The organism is Poseidonocella sp. HB161398 (assembly GCF_005870025.1).
Classification (GTDB): domain Bacteria; phylum Pseudomonadota; class Alphaproteobacteria; order Rhodobacterales; family Rhodobacteraceae; genus Mangrovicoccus.
Genome location: NZ_VATA01000018.1, coordinates 1 through 21,197, shown reverse-complemented (window position 1 = coordinate 21,197; position 21,197 = coordinate 1). Strand labels below are relative to the sequence as shown.

20 protein-coding genes and 1 pseudogene are annotated in these 21,197 nt (G+C 68.1%); 5 read left to right on the top strand and 16 right to left on the bottom strand.

The genetic code is table 11. The features are described from left to right. Window positions 1-3: 3 nt before the first annotated feature. From FGX59_RS15430 to FGX59_RS15385, 10 genes are all read right to left on the bottom strand, one after another. The gene (locus FGX59_RS15430) at window positions 4-1,653 is read right to left on the bottom strand and encodes a tannase/feruloyl esterase family alpha/beta hydrolase (RefSeq protein WP_138467838.1); all 1,650 of its coding nucleotides are present in this window, start codon (window positions 1,651-1,653) and stop codon (window positions 4-6) included. Window positions 1,654-1,751: 98 nt separating this feature from the next. Further along, window positions 1,752-2,627 carry an amidohydrolase family protein gene (locus FGX59_RS15425; RefSeq protein WP_138467836.1) on the bottom strand — a complete coding sequence of 292 codons (876 nt, stop codon included), beginning with the start codon at window positions 2,625-2,627 and terminating at the stop codon, window positions 1,752-1,754. Between the two features lie 69 nt (window positions 2,628-2,696). Then, on the bottom strand, window positions 2,697-4,511 hold the full coding sequence (locus tag FGX59_RS15420) for a feruloyl-CoA synthase (protein WP_138467834.1): 1,815 nt from the start codon (window positions 4,509-4,511) through the stop codon (window positions 2,697-2,699). Between the two features lie 22 nt (window positions 4,512-4,533). After that, the gene (locus FGX59_RS15415; RefSeq protein WP_138467832.1) at window positions 4,534-5,001 is read right to left on the bottom strand and encodes a MarR family winged helix-turn-helix transcriptional regulator; all 468 of its coding nucleotides are present in this window, start codon (window positions 4,999-5,001) and stop codon (window positions 4,534-4,536) included. 13 nt (window positions 5,002-5,014) lie between these two features. Continuing rightward, complete coding sequence (locus tag FGX59_RS15410) at window positions 5,015-6,337, bottom strand: TRAP transporter large permease (protein ID WP_138467830.1); 1,323 nt, start codon at window positions 6,335-6,337, stop codon at window positions 5,015-5,017. After that, window positions 6,337-6,876, bottom strand: coding sequence for a TRAP transporter small permease (locus FGX59_RS15405; RefSeq protein WP_138467828.1), 540 nt, complete (start codon window positions 6,874-6,876; stop codon window positions 6,337-6,339). Before FGX59_RS15405 ends, FGX59_RS15410 begins: the two co-directional genes overlap by 1 nt. 4 nt (window positions 6,877-6,880) lie before the next feature. Beyond that, a complete protein-coding gene (locus FGX59_RS15400; RefSeq protein WP_240722487.1) occupies window positions 6,881-7,921 on the bottom strand; it encodes a TRAP transporter substrate-binding protein in 1,041 nt (346 codons plus the stop codon). Between the two features lie 84 nt (window positions 7,922-8,005). Then, window positions 8,006-8,773, bottom strand: a complete 768-nt coding sequence (locus tag FGX59_RS15395; protein WP_138468035.1) for a crotonase/enoyl-CoA hydratase family protein — start codon at window positions 8,771-8,773, stop codon at window positions 8,006-8,008. A 14-nt stretch (window positions 8,774-8,787) separates the two neighbouring features. Then, a complete protein-coding gene (locus FGX59_RS15390; protein WP_138467825.1) occupies window positions 8,788-9,552 on the bottom strand; it encodes an SDR family NAD(P)-dependent oxidoreductase in 765 nt (254 codons plus the stop codon). Window positions 9,553-9,798: 246 nt separating this feature from the next. After that, the gene (locus tag FGX59_RS15385; protein WP_138467823.1) at window positions 9,799-10,053 is read right to left on the bottom strand and encodes a hypothetical protein; all 255 of its coding nucleotides are present in this window, start codon (window positions 10,051-10,053) and stop codon (window positions 9,799-9,801) included. On the opposite strand from FGX59_RS15385, the gene cyoA reads away from it, so the two are divergent. The 5 genes from cyoA to FGX59_RS15360 are packed head-to-tail and all read left to right on the top strand — an operon-like array spanning window position 10,017 to window position 14,951. Beyond that, on the top strand, window positions 10,017-11,171 hold the full coding sequence (gene cyoA / locus FGX59_RS15380; protein WP_370296040.1) for a ubiquinol oxidase subunit II: 1,155 nt from the start codon (window positions 10,017-10,019) through the stop codon (window positions 11,169-11,171). The genes FGX59_RS15385 and cyoA overlap by 37 nt on opposite strands. Continuing rightward, entirely contained in the window at window positions 11,161-13,161 is a 2,001-nt protein-coding gene (cyoB, locus tag FGX59_RS15375; protein ID WP_138467819.1) for a cytochrome o ubiquinol oxidase subunit I, read from the top strand. The genes cyoA and cyoB overlap by 11 nt, the downstream gene beginning before the upstream one ends. Then, window positions 13,158-13,805 carry a cytochrome o ubiquinol oxidase subunit III gene (cyoC, locus tag FGX59_RS15370; RefSeq protein ID WP_206078370.1) on the top strand — a complete coding sequence of 216 codons (648 nt, stop codon included), beginning with the start codon at window positions 13,158-13,160 and terminating at the stop codon, window positions 13,803-13,805. The genes cyoB and cyoC overlap by 4 nt, the downstream gene beginning before the upstream one ends. Next, window positions 13,805-14,200 (top strand): cytochrome o ubiquinol oxidase subunit IV, encoded by a 396-nt coding sequence (gene cyoD, locus FGX59_RS15365; protein WP_138467816.1) that lies wholly within the window; start codon window positions 13,805-13,807, stop codon window positions 14,198-14,200. The genes cyoC and cyoD overlap by 1 nt, the downstream gene beginning before the upstream one ends. Window positions 14,201-14,204: 4 nt before the next feature. Further along, window positions 14,205-14,951 carry an SURF1 family protein gene (locus tag FGX59_RS15360; RefSeq protein ID WP_138467814.1) on the top strand — a complete coding sequence of 249 codons (747 nt, stop codon included), beginning with the start codon at window positions 14,205-14,207 and terminating at the stop codon, window positions 14,949-14,951. A gap of 80 nt (window positions 14,952-15,031) precedes the next feature. Here the strand turns inward: FGX59_RS15360 and FGX59_RS15355 are convergent, their stop codons facing one another. The 6 genes and pseudogenes from FGX59_RS15355 to FGX59_RS37575 form a co-directional block, all read right to left on the bottom strand. After that, window positions 15,032-16,450 carry an NAD(P)-binding domain-containing protein gene (locus FGX59_RS15355; RefSeq protein WP_138467812.1) on the bottom strand — a complete coding sequence of 473 codons (1,419 nt, stop codon included), beginning with the start codon at window positions 16,448-16,450 and terminating at the stop codon, window positions 15,032-15,034. Further along, the gene (locus FGX59_RS15350) at window positions 16,447-17,892 is read right to left on the bottom strand and encodes an aminotransferase class V-fold PLP-dependent enzyme (RefSeq protein ID WP_138467810.1); all 1,446 of its coding nucleotides are present in this window, start codon (window positions 17,890-17,892) and stop codon (window positions 16,447-16,449) included. The genes FGX59_RS15355 and FGX59_RS15350 overlap by 4 nt, the downstream gene beginning before the upstream one ends. 17 nt (window positions 17,893-17,909) lie before the next feature. Next, window positions 17,910-18,701, bottom strand: coding sequence for an ABC transporter permease (locus FGX59_RS15345; protein WP_138467808.1), 792 nt, complete (start codon window positions 18,699-18,701; stop codon window positions 17,910-17,912). A gap of 1 nt (window position 18,702) precedes the next feature. Next, a complete protein-coding gene (locus FGX59_RS15340; RefSeq protein WP_138467806.1) occupies window positions 18,703-19,551 on the bottom strand; it encodes an ABC transporter permease in 849 nt (282 codons plus the stop codon). A gap of 86 nt (window positions 19,552-19,637) precedes the next feature. Next, a complete protein-coding gene (locus FGX59_RS15335; RefSeq protein ID WP_138467804.1) occupies window positions 19,638-20,675 on the bottom strand; it encodes a PotD/PotF family extracellular solute-binding protein in 1,038 nt (345 codons plus the stop codon). 47 nt (window positions 20,676-20,722) lie between these two features. Then, window positions 20,723-21,197, bottom strand: a pseudogene (locus FGX59_RS37575) (hypothetical protein); the annotation flags it as partial.

Sequence of the window (21,197 nt, the reverse complement as noted above, 5' to 3'; positions counted from 1 at the left end):
GGCTCACTCCTGTTCGCAGGCAAAGCTGGCCGCCAGCGCCGGATCGCCGCCCTGGTAGCGGGCGACCTGCGGGGCCGGGCAGAGAAGGCGGGCGCTTCCGGCGGGCAGTCCCGCGGGCAGCTCGTCATTGCCGTCCCGGGCCAGCGCCTCGACGGCCCCGGGCGCGGTCCCGGTCTCGACCCAGTCCTCCAGCGCGGCGAAAAGATCGAACGCGTCCGCGGCCGGTCCGCCGGTGCAATGGGTCATGCCGGGCACGGGGTAGAAGCGCGCGAACGCCTCCGCTCCCCCGCCGTTATTGGCGTCGAGCGCCCGGTACCAGGCGGCGGTGTCCTGCACCGAGAAGACCGGGTCCGACACGCCATGGAAGAGGATCATCTTCGCCCCGGCATCGCGGAAGGCGGCCAGCTCCGGATCGTCCGATCCCGGCGGCGCCATGACCTCCATCGGGCTCTCCGGGAAGGCCCCGGACGTGGCGTAGATGCGCTCCGCCGCCGCGCCGAGGTCATAGGACATCAGGAAGGCCTCCAGCGCCTCGGGCGTGCCCTCGACCTCCGTCGGCGGCACGGTGAAGACCTGGGCCAGCGAGGCGGCGCCCATCGTCGCGATGATCGGCCGGTGGCCCCAGGCGGCAATCGGGCTCTCGAGCTTCCACATCCGCCAGTTCCGCCCCTCGATCCCGGCATCCCAGTCCCAGCCGGCATAGAGCGGCGCGCCATCTGCGGCGCGCGGCCCGTCATGCACGGCCTTCAGCGCGGGCAGCTTCTCCGGCGCCAAACAGGCGGCGCCGTCATCGCCGCAGAGGAGCGTGTCCGGATCGAAGGCGGCCTGGCAGGCGGCATGGTCCTGGATGAGCCCGTCCTCCAGCCCGTCGAGCCCGTCGCAGGCGGCGCGGACCGCCGTCCCGATCGCGGCCTGGTCCTCGCGGGTCAGCGCCGTGGCCAGCGTGCCGGTCACGGGCAGCAGCTGCTGCACATCCCAGGCATGCTGCAGCGCGGCCTTCGGCAGGTTGAAGCCCGGCGCGCCGCTCAGCAGCCCGTCAAAGGCCCCGGGCATGCGCGCGGCCGCGACCATCGCATGCCGCCCGCCATTCGAGCAGCCGATGCCATAGGCGCGGGCAACGGGGCGGCCATAGAAGGCCTCGACCGCGCGGCGGGCCAGCGGGTCGAGCATCGCCACGGCCTTGTAGCCGTACATCTGCCGCGCTTCGAAATCGAAGCCGAAGGCGGCGCCGCCGGCCAGCCCGGCATCGGGGAAGGCCCTGCCGTCATGGCCCGCATCCGAGGAGACGACCGCATAGCCGCGCGCCAGCGGGCTCTCTGCGCCGGACCCGGATTTCAGCGCGCCGGTGGCGGGCTTCACCTCGCCGTCATTGCCTCCGTTGAACTGGTGGACATAGCCGCCGTTCCAGTCCGCGGGCAGGGACAGCTCGAAGCCGAGCGCATAGCCGTGCCCGTCGATGCCGGTGCGCTCGGCCATCCGGCCGCGAATGCGGCAGATCGCGACCGGGCTCTCCTCGCCTGGGGCGATGGCCTCCGCAGCCGTCACTGTCGCGCCTGTCAGCCCGAGGGCCTCCGCCGTCAGCCCGCTGCAGTCCATGGCCTCTGTCGCCAGCGGCACCAGCATGGCGGCGGTGCCGAGAATGATCGATTTCATGAGGTCTCCTCCCTCGTCGTCTTCCCTCCCGTCCGGGTTGCGCGGCGGGGGAGGGGGCGGGAGGGGGCAGCGGCCCCCTCCCGGGATCTCGTCCGGGATCAGGCGGCCTGCCCGAGCAGGCGCATCGCGTTCTCCTTCAGGATCAGCGGCCGCACCTCGTCACGGAACTCCGCCTTCTCGAAGGCGCCCAGCCATTTCTCCGGCGCGATCATCGGCCAGTCGGAGCCGAAGAGCATCTTCTCCTTCAAGAGCGTATTGGCGTAGCGCACCAGGATTGGCGGGAAGTACTTCGGCGACCAGCCCGAGAGGTCGATATAGACATTGGGCTTGTGGGTCGCCACGCTCAAGGCCTCCTCCTGCCAGGGGAAGCTCGGATGCGCCAGGATGATCGGCATGTCAGGGAAATCCACCGCCAGATCGTCGATATGCATCGGGTTCGAGTATTTCAGCCGCATGCCGTTGCCGCCGCGCATGCCCGAGCCGACGCCGGTCTGGCCGGTATGGAAGAGCGCGGGCTTGCCGGTCGCGGCGATCGCCTCGTAGAGCGGGTAGGCCATCCGGTCATTGGGGTAGAAGCCCTGCATTGTAGGATGGAACTTGAAGCCCTGCACGCCGTGGTTCTCGACGAGGTCGCGCGCCTCTCGGGCGCCGAGCCTGCCCTTGGCGGGATCGATCGAGGCGAAGGGGATCAGGATGTCGGAATGCTCGGCGCACAGATCGGCGACCTCGTAGTTCGAATAGCGGCGGTAGCCGGTTTCCCGCTCGGCATCGACCGGGAAGATCACCGCGGCGATATTGCTGTCGCGGTAGTGCTGCGCGGTCTGCGGGATGGTCGGCGGATGCGACCAGGGCGCGCCGAAATACTCGGCCATCGAGGCCTGCAGATCGTCGTAGCCGTCATCGTCATGGCAGCCGCAGGGCTCTTCGGCATGGGTGTGGAAGTCGATGGCGCGGATGGCGGAGAAATCGACCATGGGTCCTCCTTCGGGATGTCGGGGAGGCCCCGGGTCGAGCCCGGGGCGGGACAGGGCGGAAACCGGGGCTCAGACCCGGATCAGCGCCGGATCCTCGTTGTCGTAGAGCCGTTCCAGCAGGCGGGCGCGGCGGGTGATGATCTTGCGGATGTTGAGCGAGCCCTTGTCGGTGATCTCGCCGTCCTTCAGCGAGGGCGGCTCGGCCAGCAGGAGCGCGCGGGTGATCTTCTTGGCGCTGCCGGTGGCGCGGCGCTCCATCTCGCGCATCACCGCCTCGATCTCCGCCTGCAGATGGCCGTCGATCACCGCGCCGTCGGAGCTGTTGCCCTCCTGCACGCGGTCGGGGCGGGGGAAGATGAAGAGCCCGATCTCGCCGCGGTCATGGCCGCAGATCACCACGTCCTGCACAAGCCCGCGCATCGCCTCCAGCGTGTCGAGCCGCAGCTTCCCGGCCTGCACCCAGGTGCCGGTGGTCAGCTTGAAATCCTCCGAGACGCGGCCGTCGAAGACCAGCCCGCGATCGGGGTCGCCGGGATCGACGAAGCGCACCGCGTCGCCGGTGACGAGGAAGCCGTCGGCATCGAAGGCGGCGGCGCTCTTCTCCGGGTCGCCCCAGTAGCCCTGCATCACGTTCGGGCCCTTGACGCGCAGCTCGCAGCGCAGCTCGTCATCCGGGCTGAGCTTGACCTCGGTGCCGGGCAGCGGCACGCCGATGATACCGGACCGGCCGATCGGCTCGTGCACCATGATCGTCGCGGGCGCGGTCTCGGTCATCCCCCAGGAGGAGATCATCAGGGGCAGCCGCCCGCGGATCTCCATCGCCATCTCCTCGAGCCGGGTCCAGACCGGCTGCGGCAGCGACGCGCCGGCATAGAAGATCAGGTCGAGATCGCGGAAGAAGGCCTCTCGCAGGCCGCGGTCCTCTTCCATCGCCTGCACCAGCATCGAATAGCCGACGGGGACGTTGAAGCTGAGCGTGCCGGGATGGGCGCGGATGTTCTCCAGCGTCGTGGCGAAGCCGCGCGCCGTGGGCTTGCCCAGGTCGATGCGCATCGTGCCGCCATGGGCGAGCATCATGTTGACGTTGTGCGAGCCGCCGAAGACATGGTTCCAGGGCAGCCAGCAGGTGATCGCGGGCGGGCGGTCCTTCAGGAAGGGCAGGACCGAGGACATCTGCGCCTGGTTGGCGCACATCATCCTCTGGGTGGTCAGCACGCCCTTCGGATCCGAGCTCGACCCCGAGGTGAAAAGCACCTTGGCCACGGTCGAGGGGCCGACGCGGGCATGGGCCTCCTCCAGCGCGGCACCGGGCGTCGCGGCCATCAGCTCGGCCAGCGGCGTCACCTTGCAGGGGGCGCCCTCCGTCCGGGCGGCGACGATCTCGACGCCCTCGAGCTGCGGCAGCGCCAGCGCCCTGGCATAGCGCCCGGCATCGTCGACGAAGGCCATGGCGGGGCGGATCTTGTCGAGCACGTAGACCAGCCGGCCATGCGCCTCCTCGATCAGCGAGTACTGCTCGGCCAGCGGCACGGTCGGGATGCCGGCATACTGCGCGGCGAAGCTCAGCAGCGCGTGGTCGACGCCGTTGCCGGACATGATCACGATCGGCGTCTCCGGCCCCATCCCGCGGGCCAGCAGCCCGGCGGCCAGGCCGCGCACCATCTCCAGCACCTCGGCATAGCCGTGCTCGCGCCAGCCCTCGCCGGACCGCTCGGCCAGGAAGATCCGGCCGGGCGTGTAATTGGCCCAGCGGTTCAGCCAGATGCCGGCATGCTCCACCACCTCGTCCATCGGCACCCGGGTGGTCAGGACCATGTCCCTGCCGCGGGTCTCCACGGCCACGTCATGCGGGACCATGCTCAGCCCCGTTACCATATCCTTCATCATGTCCTCCCTCGGCCCGTGTCTACTGGCCCGTGTCGGTGATCCTGCGCAGCAGATCCCCCAGCAGCGCCCGCTCCTCCGCGGTCAGTGCCGAGAACAGCCGGGCCTCGTGCGCCCGGACCGCCTGCTCCGCCTCTTTCCAGGTCCTGCGCCCCCGGATGGTGGCGCGCAGCGCGTAGGAGCGCCGGTCCCCCGGCACCCGCCCGCGCGAGATCAGCTCGGCCTCCTCGAGCTGGTCGACGATCACCACCACCCCCGAGCGGTCGATGGCCATGGCCTGCGACAGCTGGGTCTGGGTGATGTCGGGATTCTCCGTGATGATGGCGAGCGCCGAGAAGGTCGCCGTCCTCAGCCCCAGGGGCTCCAGCGTGCGGGCCATGTCCTCGCGCACCGCCATGTAGGCGCGCTTCATGTTGTAGCCGGCGTACTGGCGCAGGTTCTCGTCCGTGGGCACGGCGGCGCTGCGGGGAAGGGGGGTCGGGTCTGCCATCGGGTCTGTGCTCCTATCCGGTCACGAGGTCCACCAGCCAGAAGCTGAAGCCCGGCACCGCCACGAGAAGCGCGATGCGGACCGCTTCGGCCAGGATGAAAGGGGTGGTGCCGGCGAAGATCGCCTTCATCGGGATGTCCCGCGCCATCGAGGAGATGACGAAGAGGTTCATCCCCACCGGCGGGGTGATCAGCCCGATCTCCACCACGACGAGGGTGATGATGCCGAACCACATGGCCTGCTGCTCCGGCAGGAGGCCGAAATCCAGCGCCATGACCGTCGGGAAGAAGACCGGCACGGTCAAGAGGATCATCGACAGGCTGTCCATCACGCAGCCCATCACCAGGTAGAAGGCGATCATCGCCATCAGCACGGCCATCGGCGCGATATCGGCCGCCGAGAAGTAGCCGGCTACTTCCGAGGGCATGCGCGAGAGCGCCAGCGCCACGTTGAAGATGTCCGCGCCGAAGACGATGGCGAAGATCATCGCGGTCGAGGCCGCGGTCTCGATCAGGCATTCAAGCACCATCTTCGGCGTCAGCCCGCCCTTGAGGAAGCCGAAGGCCAGCGTCAGCGTCACGCCGACCGAGGCGCCCTCGGCAGGGGTGAAGACGCCGCCATAGATCCCGCCGAGCACGATCACGAAGATGGCGACGACATGCCAGATGTCCCGCAGCGCGCGCATCCGCGTGGCCATGTCGGCCTTCCCGTGGGTCGGGCCCTCTTCGGGGAAGATCCGGACATAGATCGCGATCGCGGTGCAGAAGCCGATCACGGCCAGCGTGCCGGGGATGGTGGCGGCGAGGAAGAGCTTGACGATGTTCTGCTCGGTCAGCAGCGCATAGATGATGAGCACGACCGAGGGCGGGATCAGGATGCCGAGCGTGCCGCCCGCGGCCAGCGACCCGGAGGAGAGCGCGCCGGAATAGCCGTGCTTCTTCATCTCGGGCAGCGCGACCTTGGCCATGGTCGAGGCGGTCGCGAGCGAGGAGCCCGAGATCGAGCCGAACATCGCGCAGCCCATGACCGAGGCCATGGCGAGCCCGCCCTTGAGATGCCCGATCCAGGCATTCGAGGCCGAGAAGATCGCGCCCGAGATGCCGGTGCGCGTCGCCAGGTGCCCCATCAGGATGAAGAGCGGCACGATGGCCAGCTCGTAGGACATGAACTTGTCGACCCAGGCGGTGTTCATGTAGGCCATCAGCGCATAGGGCGAGGCCAGGATCATGTAGCCCGCGGCGCCGACCGCGCCCATCGCCAGCGCGATCGGCATCCTCAGGAAGATCAGCCCCAGCAGCACGGCGACCATGACGAGGGCTATGGTGAAGGGATCCATCAGCCGGACTCCAGGACACGGAAGGCGGAAGAGAGGCGCGGCAGCGCCATCAGGACGGCGATCAGCGCGGCCAGCGCCGTGCCGAAGACGCCGGGGACATAGACCCACCAGAGCGGGGCCTTGAGCAGCATGGTGCGGTCGCCGTAGTCGAGCATCTCGAAGAGCCCGTGGGACAGGCGCCAGCAGACCAGCCCCCAGCCGATGGCGAAGAGCAGCATCCAGAGCCCGTCCATCCGCCGCTGAAGCCGCCCGGGCAGCCAGGCGGTGAAGAGATCGACCATCACATGGCCCTGGGTGATCTGGCAGAGCGGCAGGAAGAGCGAGGCGCAGGCGGCGCAGACCAGCTCCACCAGCTCGAAATCGCCGCGGATCCCGCCCAGCCCCAGGCTGCGCAGCACCACCGAGACGGTGACGAAGAGCGCCGCCCCGAAGATCGCCGCGCCGCCGAGCCCGGCCGAGACGGTGGCCAGGGCGTGGAGGCCGCGGAACAGGGGGGAATGCCCCCCCTGTTCCAGCGGGGAGTGGAGGCTTTCGGCCATCGGATCAGGCCGCGTCCAGAAGCTCGTTGGCGCGCTTCAGCACGGCGGCGCCGTCGAGTCCGTCATCGTCGAGCTTCGAGACCCAGCCATCGTAGATCGGCTGCGCCTGCGCCTGCCACTTGGCGATCTCCTCCGCCGGGATCTCGACGATCTCGTTGCCCTGCTCGATCACCTTGGACTTGCCGAAGGCCTCGAACGTGTCGAACTGCGCGCCGATCCGCTGGCTCAGCTGCGGGCCCGAGGCGTCGTCCATCACCTTCTGCAGGTCGGGCGACAGCCGGTCATAGGTCCGCTCGCTCATCAAGAGCGCGAAGGTGTTGGTATATAGTCCGCGCGCGCCCTCGGCCGGGACGGCGGAGAACTGGGTCAGCTCCTGCAGCTTGAAGGCCGGGACCACCTCGAAGGGCAGGCAGCAGCCGTCGATCAGCCCGTTGGAGAGGCCGACGACCATCTCGGTCACCGGGAAGAACACGGTCTCGGCGCCCAGCCCGGCCAGCAGGTCGCCGGTCGCCTGGTTCGGCGCGCGCAGCCGCATGCCCTGCATGTCGGCCTGGCTGGTGATCGGCTTGCCGCGGGTATGCAGCTTGCCGCCGTCATGGGCGTGGAAGGCCAGGGGCTTCATCCCCCGGTACTCGTCCCCGCCGAATTCCCGCATCAGCTGGTCCATGGCGATCGAGGTCTTCTCGGCATTCCGGACCATGAAGGGCAGGGACATGGTCTCGGCCACGGGGAAGCGGTCGGGGGTGTAGACGGGCAGGGTCCAGGCGATGTCGCAGATGCCCTGGCGGACCTGGTCGGCCAGCTGGGGCGGCTTGCCGCCGAGCTGCATCGAGGGGAACATCTGGATCTCGATCGCGCCGTCGGAGGCCTCGGCGATCTCCTTGGCCCAGGGCTCGAAGAACTGGCTCTGCATCGGCGCGACGCCGGGCAGGAAATGGTGCAGCCTGAGCGTCACCTCGGCCGCCTGCGCGCGGCGCAGGAAGGCCGGCGTGGCAAGGGCGGCGCCCATCGCGGTCAGTGCGGCACGGCGGGTCAGTCTGGTCATCATGTTTCCTCCCTGAAAAATGACCGTCATTTCCGTCTTTCGCCCTCCCGCCGCTCTCCCTCCGGCGGAAAGGCCTGGCAGGCCCTAGCGGAACACCGGGGCGCGCTTCTCGAGGAAGGCCTTCAGCCCCTCCTCTGCATCCGGGCTGGTCTGGCTGACCGCGGCGCAGAGGCTCTCCGCGAAGAGGCCGTCCGACCGGCTCATGTCGTCGATCCGGCTGATCGCCTGGATCATCATGTAATTCGACAGCGTGGCGTTCTTCGCGATCTTCGCCGCCAGCTTCCGCGCCAGCGGCATCGCCTCGCCCTCGCCCACGGTGTAGTGGGTTAGCCCCAGCATGAAGCCCTCCTCGGCGCCGAACTTGCGCCCGGTCAGCATCATCTCGCACATCCGGTCGGCGCCGATGATCCGGCCGACATGGACCGTGGCGCCGCCGCCGACGAAGATGCCGCGCATCCCCTCGGGCAGCTGGAAGACGGTGGAGGGCTCGGCGATGCGCACATGCGTGGCGCAGGCCATCTCGAGCCCGCCGCCGATCACCGCGCCGAACATCGCCGAGATCACCGGCAGGCCGGAATAGCGGATCGTCTCCATCACCCGGTGCCAGTTGCGGCTGTGGCGCATGGTGCCCTCCGCATCGCGCGAGACATGCTCGGACAGGTCGAGCCCCGAGCAGTAATGGCCTTCGGTCCCGGTCAGGATCACCACGCGCACGCCCTCGGGCGGGGCGCGGAAGAAGCCGTCGATCAGCTCCATCAGCTCGTCGCACATCGCGTTGCGCTTGGCGGGGCGGTTCATGGTCAGCGTGGCGATCGCGCCGTCGATTCCGACCTTCAGCATGTCATCGGCCATGGGGGTGTCCTTCTTCATTTCGGCGGCATCCTCGCTGCCCCGTCCAGCCGGATGACGGAGCCGTTCAGCATCGGGTTCTCGACGATCGCCTGCACCAGCTGGGCGTATTCGCGGGGCTGCCCCATCCGCGAGGGGAAGGGGACGTTCTTCGTGATCTCGGCGCGCACCTCGTCCGGCAGGCCCGCGCTCATCGCGGTCTCGAAGATGCCCGGGGCGATCGCCATGACGCGGATGCCGAAGCGGGCGAATTCGCGCGCGGCCGGCAGGGTCATCGAGGCGACCCCGCCCTTGGAGGCGGAATAGGCGGCCTGGCCGATCTGCCCGTCCTCGATCGCGACCGAGGCGGTATTGACGATCACGCCGCGGGCGCCGTCGCCGTCGAGCGGCTCCAGCGCGGCCATCGCGCGGGCGGCCAGGTTCATGACGGCATAGGTGCCGATCAGGTTGACGCGGACGGTGCGCTCGAAAAGCTCGATGGTCAGGCTGCCGTCGCGCGGCAGGATCCGCTGGGCCGTGCCGATCCCGGCGCAGGAGACCGCAATGCGCGGCACGGCATTCCGTTCGGCAAGATCGGCGAAGACCCGCTCCAGCGCGGCGCTGTCGGTGACGTCCGCGGCATAGGCCATGCCGCCGATCCCGGCGGCAACGTCGCGCGCCGCCTCTTCGCTGCGGTCCAGAACGGCGACGGTCGCGCCCTCTCCGGCGAGCCTCTGCGCGGTTGCCGCGCCGAGCCCGCTGCCGGCGCCTGTCACCAGCGCCACAGCTCCTCCGATTTGCATCGAATCTCCTCCCTGTTGCCTCAACAATTCCCGCGCATGATTGTTCTGTCAATCAACAAATGTCGGACACAACATAACCGGGGCGCGTGCGGCCGCGGCGAGCCGCGCGGAGGAGTTCAACCGGGGGGAGTCGCAAAGCCCTGCACTGAGCGGAAATCCGCCATGCGCCCGCCGGGAGGCTAAGCGGCCGGAGCGGCTTTTCAAGCTGTGCTCACGGAAATTGTGATCTGCCGGAAGGGGCCTGCGTCAAAGCTCCCTCTGGCGCTTCTTCGGCATTGTTAAGCTTGGAAAGTTTGCGCCCGTGTCGCGCAAATCCTGCGCCTTTGACATCGCTTTTCGCGAAAGTGAAATCGTATCAATGGCCTGCAATGTGTTTTGCAGTTGCAGAAAATGCGACAGCGTGACACCTACGCCCAACTCAGGGTCACGCGTATCGCGCGCCCAGTTCCTGGCGTGCCAAACGGGTGCGCCTGTGCTTCCTTGAGAGAGGATCAACGACACGATGTCCTCTCGTCCAAAACCGAGAGGTACGTGTGAAAACTCTCCTGCAAACCGTCCTGCTGGCCGTCGCGGCCGCCGCCCTTTCCGGGTGTCAGTTCGACGTGCTGCATCCCGCCGGTTGGGTCGGGGCGCAGCAACGCGATCTGCTTGTGATCTCTACGCTTCTCATGCTGATCGTCATCATCCCCGTCCTCTTCATGGCCGTCTACTTCCCGCTGAAGTACCGCGCCGACCGCGAGGACAAATCGGATTACGAACCCGAATTCGCGCACTCGAACAAGCTCGAGGCGATTGTCTGGGGCGGTCCGATCGTCATCATCCTCGTCCTGGGCTGGCTGACCTGGGTCTATACCCACAAACTCGACCCCTACCGCCCGCTCGACGTGGCGGCTGAGCCGATCGAAGTCGAAGCGGTCTCGCTCGACTGGAAATGGCTCTTCATCTATCCGCAATACGGCATCGCCTCTGTCAACGAGCTGGCGATCCCCGAAGGCCGTCCGGTCAATTTCCGCCTGACCTCCTCCACCGTGATGAACACCTTCTCGGTGCCCGCGCTCGGCGGCATGATCTACTCGATGGCCGGGATGGAGACCAAGCTCCACCTGATCGCCGACGAGACCGGCACCTTCGCCGGGCGCTCCGCGCACTATTCCGGTCCGGGCTTCTCCTGGATGACCTTCGACACGCTGTCGATGGAAGAGGGCGATTTCGACGCCTGGGTCGAGAAGGCCCGCGCCGATGGCGCCGAGCTGACCCGTGCCTCCTACCTGGAGCTCGAGAAGCCGACCATCGCCGAGCCGGTGCATTTCTACGCCTCCGTGACCGACGGTCTCTTCGACCGCATCCGCGGCATGTGCGTGGAAGAGGGGCAGATCTGCATGGACCAGATGATGATGATCGACGAGCAGGGCGGCGGCGGCCTCGACGGCATCGCCCTGGAACCGCTCTTCGAATACGACGAGAAGCGCGCCGTCGACGGCTTCGGCAACCTGCTGCCCTCCTCGGAAGAGAGCGCGCAGAACTTCTCCGACATCGACGATGCCTACCTCCTGGCCATGCTGAAGTCCGATCCGGACCTGCTGTGCCGCACGACCCCGGAGCAAACCAATGGCTACTGAACTCGCCCACACCTCCCCTCCCGAGACGTGGTCTCCGATCTTCGGGCGGCTGACCTGGGACTGGATCCCCTATCACGAGCCGATCCTGGTCGGCACCTTCGCGGCCATCGCGCTCGGCGGCCTCGCCGTGCTGATCCTGATGACCAAGTTCCGGCTCTGGGGCCCGTTCTGGCATGACTGGGTCACCACGATCGACCACAAGAAGATCGGCATCATGTACATGGCGCTCGGCTTCATCATGTTCGTGCGCGGCTTCGCCGACGCGATCATGATGCGGGCGCAGCAGGCCATGGCGGCCGGCGGCGCGGAGGGCTACCTGCCGCCGCACCACTTCGACCAGGTCTTCACGGCGCATGGCGTCATCATGATCTTCTTCGTGGCGATGGCCTTCATCACCGGGATCATGAACTACGTCATGCCGCTGCAGATCGGCGCGCGCGACGTGGCCTTCCCGTTCCTGAACAACTTCTCCTTCTGGATGACGGTTGCAGGCGCGATCCTGGTGAACCTCTCGCTCTTCATCGGCGAATTCGCCCGGGTCGGCTGGCTGGCCTTCCCGCCATTGTCGGGGGCGAGCTTCTCGACAGGGCCGGGGATGGACTACTACCTGTGGTCGCTGCAGATCGCCGGGATCGGGACGACATTGTCCGGGATCAACATGGTCGCGACCATCCTGAAGATGCGCGCGCCCGGCATGCGCCTCTTCGACATGCCGATCTTCGCCTGGACGACGCTCTGCACCAACTTCCTGATCGTGGCCGCCTTCCCGGTGCTGACCGCCACGCTCACCATGCTGACCCTCGACCGCTACATCGGCACGCATTTCTTCACCAATGACATGGGCGGGAATGCGATGATGTACGTCAACCTCATCTGGATCTGGGGCCACCCGGAGGTCTACATCCTGATCCTGCCGATCTTCGGCGTGTTCTCGGAAATCGTCGCGACCTTCTCGGGCAAGCCGATCTTCGGCTACAAGACCATGGTCTGGGCGACCGCCTGCATCATGGTGCTCAGCTTCGTCGTGTGGCTGCACCACTTCTTCACCATGGGCTCCGGCGCCAGCGTGAATGCCTTCTTCGGCATCACCACGATGATCATCGCGGTGCCGACAGGGGTGAAGGTCTTCAACTGGATCTTCACGATGTACAAGGGCTCGGTCCGCATGGAGACCCCGATGCTCTGGACCATCGGCTTCATCGTGACCTTCACCATCGGCGGCATGACCGGCGTCCTGCTGGCCGTTCCCCCGGTCGACTTCCAGCTGCACAACACGCTCTTCCTGATCGCGCACTTCCATAACGTGATCATCGGCGGCGTGGTCTTCGGCGTCTATGCCGCGGTCAGCTACTGGTGGCCCAAGGCCTTCGGCTTCAAGCTCGACGACACCTGGATGCGCCGCAGCTTCTGGCTCTGGTTCGTCGGCTTCTACTTCGCCTTCATGCCGCTCTACGCGCTCGGCCTGATGGGCGTGACCCGCCGGATGAACGCCTACATGGACACCGCCTGGCAGATCTACTTCATCGTCGCCGCCTTCGGCGCGGTGCTGATCCTCGGCGGCATCGCCTGCGGCTTCATCGGCGGCTTCGTCTCGGTGGTGAACCGCAAGAAGCTGGCCTGCGGCCCGGATCCGTGGAACGCGCGGACCCTCGACTGGGCGACCCAGTCGCCGGTGGCGCCCTACAACTTCCCCGAGGATGTCCAGGTCACCGGCCGCGACATGTTCTGGAAGATGAAAGAGCAGGGCTTCAAGTGGTCGGGCCATTTCCACGACATCCACATGCCCAAGGGCACGTCCTCCGGCATCGTGCTGGCGGCCATGGCCACGGTCTTCGGCTTCGCGATGATCTGGTACATGTGGTGGCTGGCGATCATCAGCTTCATCGGCTGCGTCGCCTACGGGATCGCCCATACCTTCAACTATGACCGCGACTTCTACATTCCTGCCAAGGATGTCGAGGCAAACGAAGCCAAGGACGCGCTCGCATGACCATGATCGACACGCCAATCACCGGACCCATCAAGGGTCCGGAAGGCCCCGAGCATCATCCGGATCACCACGAACACCACGCCCATCACGCCAGCCCGACCCCCATCGGGTTCTGGATCTACCTGATGAGCGACTGCATCATCTTCGGCACGCTCTTCGCGACCTATGCCGTCCTGGGCAACGGCTTCGCCGGCGGTCCGGGGCCGAAGGACCTGTTCGAGCCGGGCTTCGTCTTCATCGAGACGGCCTTCCTGCTCTTCTCGTCGATCACCTTCGGGATGGGCATGCTGCGCGCCGACAAGGGCGACGTGAGCGGGCTGCTGAGATGGCTGGGCATCACCGCCGTGTTCGGCCTGCTCTTCATCGGGATGGAACTCTACGAATTCCGCCACCTGATCCATATCGGCGCCGGTCCCGACCGCTCGGCCTTCCTGTCGTCCTTCTTCCTGCTGGTCGGCACGCACGGCCTGCACGTGACCTTCGGTCTCGTCTGGATGGCCACGCTCGCGGCCCAGCTGAAGTGGAAGGGCGGTCTCAACGAGGCCAATAGCCGCCGCCTGGGCACGCTCAGCATGTTCTGGCACTTCCTCGACCTGATCTGGATCGGGGTGTTCTCCTTCGTCTACCTGGTGAGGCTCATCTGATGTCCGATCACTCCCATTCCTCGGGAAGCCACGGCACCTTCGGGAGCCTGATGACTGGCTTCGGGCTCGCCGGCGTGCTGACGCTGATCCCCTTCGGCCTGGTGATGTTCGACCCCGGCTGGTCGCGCAATCTCATGATCGGGCTGATCATGGGCCTCGGCGGCCTGCAGGTGCTGGTGCATCTGGTCTACTTCCTGCATCTCAACAGCTCGAGCGAAGAAGGCTGGACCCTGTCCGCGACCATCTTCGCGATCGTCATCCTGGTGATCGTGCTGGCGGGCTCGCTCTGGGTCATGCACAACATGAACGTCAACATGATGCCGATGACCGACGGCAACATGGGCGGCGTGCCCGACCTGCCGGCGGCAGGCAGCGGCCATGGCGGCCACGAGTAGGGCCATGGGCGCAGGCGTCTCCTCCGGCCGCCGGCCCCGCCGCTGGGGCCGGATCCTGGCGGTGACGCTTGCGGCAGCCATCGGCCTGGGCGGGTTCTCCGCCCTGGCCGTCTGGCAGGTCAAGCGGCTCCACTGGAAGCTCGACCTGATCGAACGCGTCGATGCCCGCGTCCATGCCGCGCCGGTCCCGGTTCCGGGACAGGCCGACTGGCCGGGGATCACCCGCGAGGGCGACGAGTACCGCCATGTCACCGTGACGGGCGAATACCTTCCCGATGCCGACATCCCGATCTACGTTCCCTCGGACTGGGGACCGGCCTACTGGATCCTGACGCCGCTGAAGCAGGCCGACGGCTCCATCGTCATGGTCAACCGCGGCATGGCGCCCGAGACCGAGCTTGCCGATCTGCCGCCGGCGCCCGCGGGCGAGGTCACCGTGACCGGCCTGCTGCGGATCAGCGAGGACAAGGGCTGGCTCTTCTCGCAGGACAACGATCCGGCGAACCGCAAGTGGTACCGCCGCGACATCGGCTCGATCACCGGGACGCTGGACTACGACCCGGCGGCGCCGTTCTTCGTCGATGCCGATCTGGTCGATCCCGACGCCTGGCCGCGGGCCGGCATGACGGTGGTCCAGTTCCGCAACGCCCATCTCAGCTACGCGCTGACCTGGGGCGCGCTCGCGCTGCTGGTGGCGGGGGGCTACGGCCTCTTCCTGCGCCAGGAATTCCGCGGCCGCGACGAGGCGTGAGCCTCCGGCCCCGACGGATCAAGCCCCGCTTTCCATCCGGAAGGCGGGGCTTTTCCGTTCCCGGCTAGCGGTGCCGGAGCTCAGTGCCCGGGCAGGTCCGGGGCCGGCGCGTATTCGTCGCCCTGCAGCTCGGCCGTGTCGAAGGCCTCGAGCCGCGCGAACTGCGCCTCCACGTCCTCTGCGAAGAACGCCGCCGCGATGGCGCGGGCCAGCCGCTTGGCCCCGGTGCTGACCGCCGGGATGTCCCCCGAGACCTTGCCATGGCTCAGCATCGCCGCGTCGTTGAAGCAGTGGATCCGCGCCAGCGCCGGGCAGGCGCCTTGGGTCTTCTCGCGGAAGGTGAAGTCGTCTCTCAGATAGGGCGAGGCGCCGAGGGCGCCGTCCTTCGCCAGGCCCTCCGGGAAATCCGGCCGGTCGGCCCAGCTCAGCACATGCGGCGCGATATCCGCCAGCTCCGCGCGGTCGGCGAAGTCGTTGCGGAAGCCCGTGGCGGCGATGAGGAAATCCGTCTCGAAGCTGCCCCGGCTGGTGTCGACCCGCAGCCGCGCCCCGGCCGGGGCGGCGCCTGTCACGGCGCAGCCCATGTGGAACTGCGCGTTCGGATGCGACGAGACCCGCAGCACCGAATGGCGCGGCGGCGGCACCTGCTCGCGGGCGCAGTAGTCGTGGATCTTCAGCTTCCAGGCATCGGGGACGACGGCCAGCCCTTCGACCGTGCCGGGGCTGCCGATGCCGGTCAGCTTGTTCACCGCCGGGATGCTCTCGCGCCGGATCAGCAGGTCGACCCGTGCGGCCCCGGCCTCGAGCGCGGTGGCGGCATTGTCCATGGCCGAGGCGCCCGCGCCGATCACCGCCACGTCGCGCCCCGCGAGCGCGGCGAAGTCGATATCGTCGGCGCTATGCGCCCAGTAGCGGCGGTCGAGCCCTTGCAGCACTTCGGGCACCGCGCCGCCGCCGAGCCCCGAGCGCCCGGTGGCCAGCACCACGCGGCGCGCCAGCAGGCTCTCCGGCCCGTCCGGCGTCGCCAGCTCCACCCGCAGCAGATCGCCCTCGCCGCAGAGCCCGGTCAGCCGAGTGCCGTTGCGGACGGGCAGGGCCAGCACCTTCCGGTACCAGCGCAGGTAGTCCATCCACTGGCCCTTCGGGATCTTGCCAAGCGCCTCCCAGGCCGCGGCGCCCCATTGCGCGGTGAACCAGGCGCGGAAGGTGAGGGCGGGCAGGTCGAGCGCCGGGCCGGTCAGGCTCTTCGGAGAGCGCAGCGTGCGCATCCGCGCGAAGGTCTCCCACGGGCCCTCGTATCCCTCGGGCGAAGCGTCGACGGCGAGGCTGCGGTCAATGCCCCAGAGCCGCAGCTGCGCCAGCGCCGCGAGCCCGCACATCCCCGCGCCGACGACCAGCACGTCGGTCACGCCCTCGCGCGGCGGCACCCAGGGGTTCGCGGGCAGGTCGAGACAGGCCAGATCCTCGGCCAGCCGGGCCTCCAGCGCGGCGAGGCTCATGCGATCGCCCGCGCTTCGGCCCCATGGCGGAACCGCGCCGTGCCCGGATCGCACAGATAGTCGGCGGCGCGCGTCTCGGCCTCGCGGGCCAGCGCGGCCACGCCGCCGAGGATGCGGGCGACCTCGTCTTCGGAATGCAGCCAGGAGAGGTTCAGTCGGACCCAGCCCGGCTTCTCCATCTCGTGCCCCTCGCTCAGCCGCCCGAAGAGCCGGTCCGAACCTTCCTCGTCGATGCCGAGGAGCTGGTGCGCATAGGGCCCGGCGCAGGCGCAGCCGCCGCGGGCCTGGATGCCGTGGATGTCCGAGAGCATGCGGGTGAAAAGCTGGTGATGCACATGGCCCGACGCGCCGCGGATGCGGAAGGAGAGGATCGGCAGCGCCTCGCCGCCGGAACGGTCGAGCATCTCGATCTCGGGCACATCCGCCCAGGCAGCGCGGGCGCGCGCGGTCAGCGCGGCATCGATCTCCTGGATGCGCGCGGTCCCGGCCGCGTCCTTGACCAGCATCGCCAGTGCCGCGCGGATGTCGCCGACGACATTCGGCGTGCCGCCTTCCTCGCGCGCCTCGACCCGGGCGGAGTAGTTGTGCCGCCAGGGCGAGACGAAGGTCACCGTGCCGCCGCCCGGGGCGGTGGGCGTCAGGCGCCCGGCGACGCTGTCGCGGATCACCGCCACGCCCGAGGCGCCGGGCCCGCCGGGGAACTTGTGCGCCGAGAAGACGATCGCGTCCTTCGCCGTGGCGCCGGTGCCCATGTCCATCGGCAGGTAGGGCGCGCCGCCGGCATAGTCCCAGATCGCCAGCGCGCCGCGGGCCTTCAGGAGCCGCGTGACCGGATCGGGATCGGTGAGGATGCCGGTGACATTCGAGGCGGCCGAGAAGCTGCCGATGACCAGCCCGCCCGGCACTTCGTCGAGGATCTGCTGCAGATGGCCGAGGTCGATGCCGCCCTCGCGGCCCGGCCGCACGGTGCGGATCGCCGCGCCGCTCTCGCGCCAGGGCAGGATGTTGGAATGGTGCTCGTAGGGGCCGTGGATCACGGTGACGCGCTCGCCCGCGCGGACGCGCTCCTCGATCTGCAGGAGCCGGGCGATCCGGTTCAGCCCGGCGGTGGCGCCCGACCCGGCGAAGATCACATGCGCATCGGTCCCGGCACTGACCAGCCGCGCGATGGTGGCGCGGGCCTCCTCGCGCATCCGCGTCATGGTTTCGCCGCAGAGGCTCGCCTCGGTATGGCTGTTGGCGTACCAGGGCAGGACCTCGGTCGCGACGAACTCCTCGACCTGGCGCAGCGCGCGGCCCGAGGCGACGTAGTCGGCATAGAGCAGCCGCTGCGTGCCGTAGGGCGTCTCGAAGGGCATGTCGCGCCCGATCAGCCCGTCGCGCAGGTGGTCGAGGATGTCGGCGCGGTCCAGCGCGGACCGGAAACGCAGGAGGGCAGTCATCGCAGAAGCTCCGGGGCTCAGGTGGCGACGGTCATCTTCTCGATCCCGTAGAGCCTGTCCGCCACGATCAGCGCGACCACCGCCAGCAGGAGCTGGAGCGTGGAGAGCGCGGCGATCGAGGGATCGAACTGGTGCTCCATATAGGCCAGCATCACCACGGGGAGGGTGTTGGTCTGGGCCGAACCGAAGAAGTAGCTGACCGGCAGGTTGTCGAAGGAGGTCAGGAAGGAGAAGAGGCAGCCCGCGGCGATGCCCGGCCGGATGAGCGGCAGCGTCACCTCGCGGAAGGTGGTGAAGCGCGAGGCGCCGAGGATCATCGCGGCCTCTTCATAGGCCGGGGAGATGCCGCGGTAGACCGCCGTCACGGTGCGGATCACGTAGGGCAGGCAGATCACCGTATGGACGATGCAGAGCGCCAGGAAGGACACCCCGAAGCCGAGAGCCGAGAGGAAGAAGAGCGAGGCGAAGCCGATCACGATCATCGGCATCGACAGGGGCGACAGCAGGAAGGTCGTGATCGCCGTCGCCCAGCCCGAGCGGCTGCGCGCCAGGTAGAGCGCGGCGGGAATGCCCAGAAGGCAGCTGGCCACGGTGGCGACCACGGCCAGTTCCAGCGACACGATCAGCGAGTCGATGAAGGGCTGGTACTCGAAGATCCGCGCGAACCATTTCATCGACCAGCCCGGGATCGGGAAGGCCGCATAGCCCGCCGAGGTGAACGAGATCACCACCACGACGAGGATCGGCAGCAGCATGAAGACGAAGAAGGCCGCGGTGAAGAGCCAGAGCAGGATGTCGGTCAGGCGCATCTCACACCCCCTGCCGGCGCACGAGGCGCAGCTGCAGCCAGAGGCAGCCGACCGCGATGACGAGGAGGATCGTGCTCATGGTCGAGGCCAGCGCGAAGTCGCGGGTGGTGTTGAACTGCTGGTAGATCAAGAGCGGCAGGGTCTGGAAGCCGCCGCCGAGCAGCACGAGCGTGACGAAGGAGCCATTGGCGATCATGAAGACCAGGATCGCGCCGGTGCCGATCCCGTCCATGGTCAAAGGCAGCGTCACCTCGCGGAAGGCCCGCCAGCGCGAGGCGCCGAGCATCAGCGCGCCTTCCTCCAGCCGCCGGTCGACGCCCTGCAGGACGGAGGCGATCGAGAGGACGGCGAAGGGCACCAGCACATGCACGAGCGCGGCGATGGCGAGCCCGGGCGTGTTCAGCCAGCGCAGCGGCGCGTCGAGGATCCCCAGATCCTGCACCAGCCACTGGTTGACCAGCCCGCGCCGGGCGAAGAGCACCTGCCAGCCGAAGGTCCGCATGATGATCGAGGTCAGGAGCGGCGCGATCAGCATGAAGACGATCATGCCCGAGAACCGCCCCGACTTGCGCACCAGGACATAGGCGACCGGATAGGCGATGACGACCGAGATCGCCGCGACCGCGGCCGAGAGCACGACGGTCTCGACGATCACGCCGAGATAGAAGCGGTCGGTCAGGAAGGCGGCATAGCGCGCCAGGGTGAACCCGCTGCCCTCCTCCGGGGCGAAGGAGCGCAGCGAATTGTCGAAGAGCGGCATCACGAAGAACACCGCGAGGAAGATCAGCGCCGGCGCCAGCAGCAAGCTGCGGCGGTGCCTGGCGGCGAAGGAGGAAACGGTGTCGGACATGATTTGCTCGCGGTATCAGGGGCCCTTCCGGCGGGTTCAGGAGTAGGGAGGGGCAGCCGCCGGAAGGGCAGGGTCGCAAGACCGGCTTACATGCCGATCTCGCGGTTCCAGCGATCGACCCACTCGTTCCTGACGCGGGCGATCTCGGCGTAGGGGGGCAGGATCGCGTCGCTCATCGACGGCACGCGGGCGGCGAGCTTCTCGGAATACTGCACCTTCTTGTTGGTCACGCCGTAATTCAGGATGTCGGCGAATTTCGACTGGTTCACCGGGTCGAGCATCTCGTTGATGTAGTCCCACGCGAGCGGCGAGGCGTGTTTCGGCTTCTGCACAGCGACCGTGGTCATGGCGCCGCCCTCTTCGGGGTTGATGAAGTCGATCCAGTCGACGCCCTCGTCGACATGGTTCCAGGTGCGGCCGTCGAAATAGATGCCCAGATCGGCCTCGCCCGAGGCGAGGTGGTTGAAGAAGTCGTTCGGCCCGGCCCAGAAGACCAGGTTGTCCTTCATCTTTGCCATCGCCTCGAAGAACGGGTCCACGTTGTCGACCGTGCCGCCAAGCGCGTTGTTCAGCGCCCAGAGGAAGAAGACCGGGGTCGGCCCGTAGGAGATCGACGGCACCGAGGCGATGAAATCGCCCGCGGCCACGCCCTCGACGAAGGCGGCAAAGCTCTTCGGCGGCTCGGAGACATACTGCTTGTTGTAGGTGATCCCGCCGACGCCGTAGTCGAAATAGGTGCCCTTGCCGAGGCAGGCATCGGTGAATTCCTGCGGGATGTCCGCGAGGTTCGGCAGCTTCTCGACGGTGAAGTCGTCCATCAGGTCGCCCTCGGCCGCGATCACGGCCAGGTCGGGCGTCATGATCAGCACGTCGAGCGGCGGGTTCTCGGGATTGGCCTCGACCTGCGCCAGCCACTGCGCCGGGCCGCCCAGCGACACGGTGCCGGTCGCGCCGGTCTTCGCCTCGAAGGGCGCGACGAAGCAGTCGCGGATCGCCTGTTCCCAGACGCCGCCATAGGCGGTGACGTTCAGGACGTTCTCCTGCGCGCGCAGCGGCAGGCCCGAGAGGCCGGCCAGGCCGGTGGCGGCGCTGGCGCCGAGAAAATGCCGTCTGTTCAGTTTCATGGGTCTCTCCGTTGGTTGCGGCACGGCGGGTCCGCGCTCTGTGTGTGTCAGGTCAGGGCGGCGAGGCAGGTCTCGAGCCGCCGGGAGGCGGTCTCGCGCTGCGCTTCGCTGGCGGGGCTGCGGGGGAAGGCGGAGGGCAGATCCGCCAGCACGGTCTCGAAGATCTCGCGGCGGCGGCTCTGGCGGCCGGAGAGCGGCAGCCTCAGCAGCGCGGCATTCAGCCGGTCCATCAGCGCTGGCGCGAAGATGCCGTCCCATGCCTCGCGCTCGGGGCCGAAGACAGTGCCCTCGGCGCCTGTCTGGCGGGCGCGCAGTTTCGCGGTGGCCTCCGCGTCGATCCGGCCGTCGATCAGGCTGACGCCATAGGCGGCGCGGGCATGATCGGCGGTGACGAAGCCCGCCTCGACATCGGCCAGCACGGCCTCGGCGTCGCGGTCGAGCGGATTGCCCCAGCCGCCGGCGCCCGGAGTGCGGAAGGTGACGATGTCGCCCGCCTCGACCTCCAGCACGTCGATCTTGCCG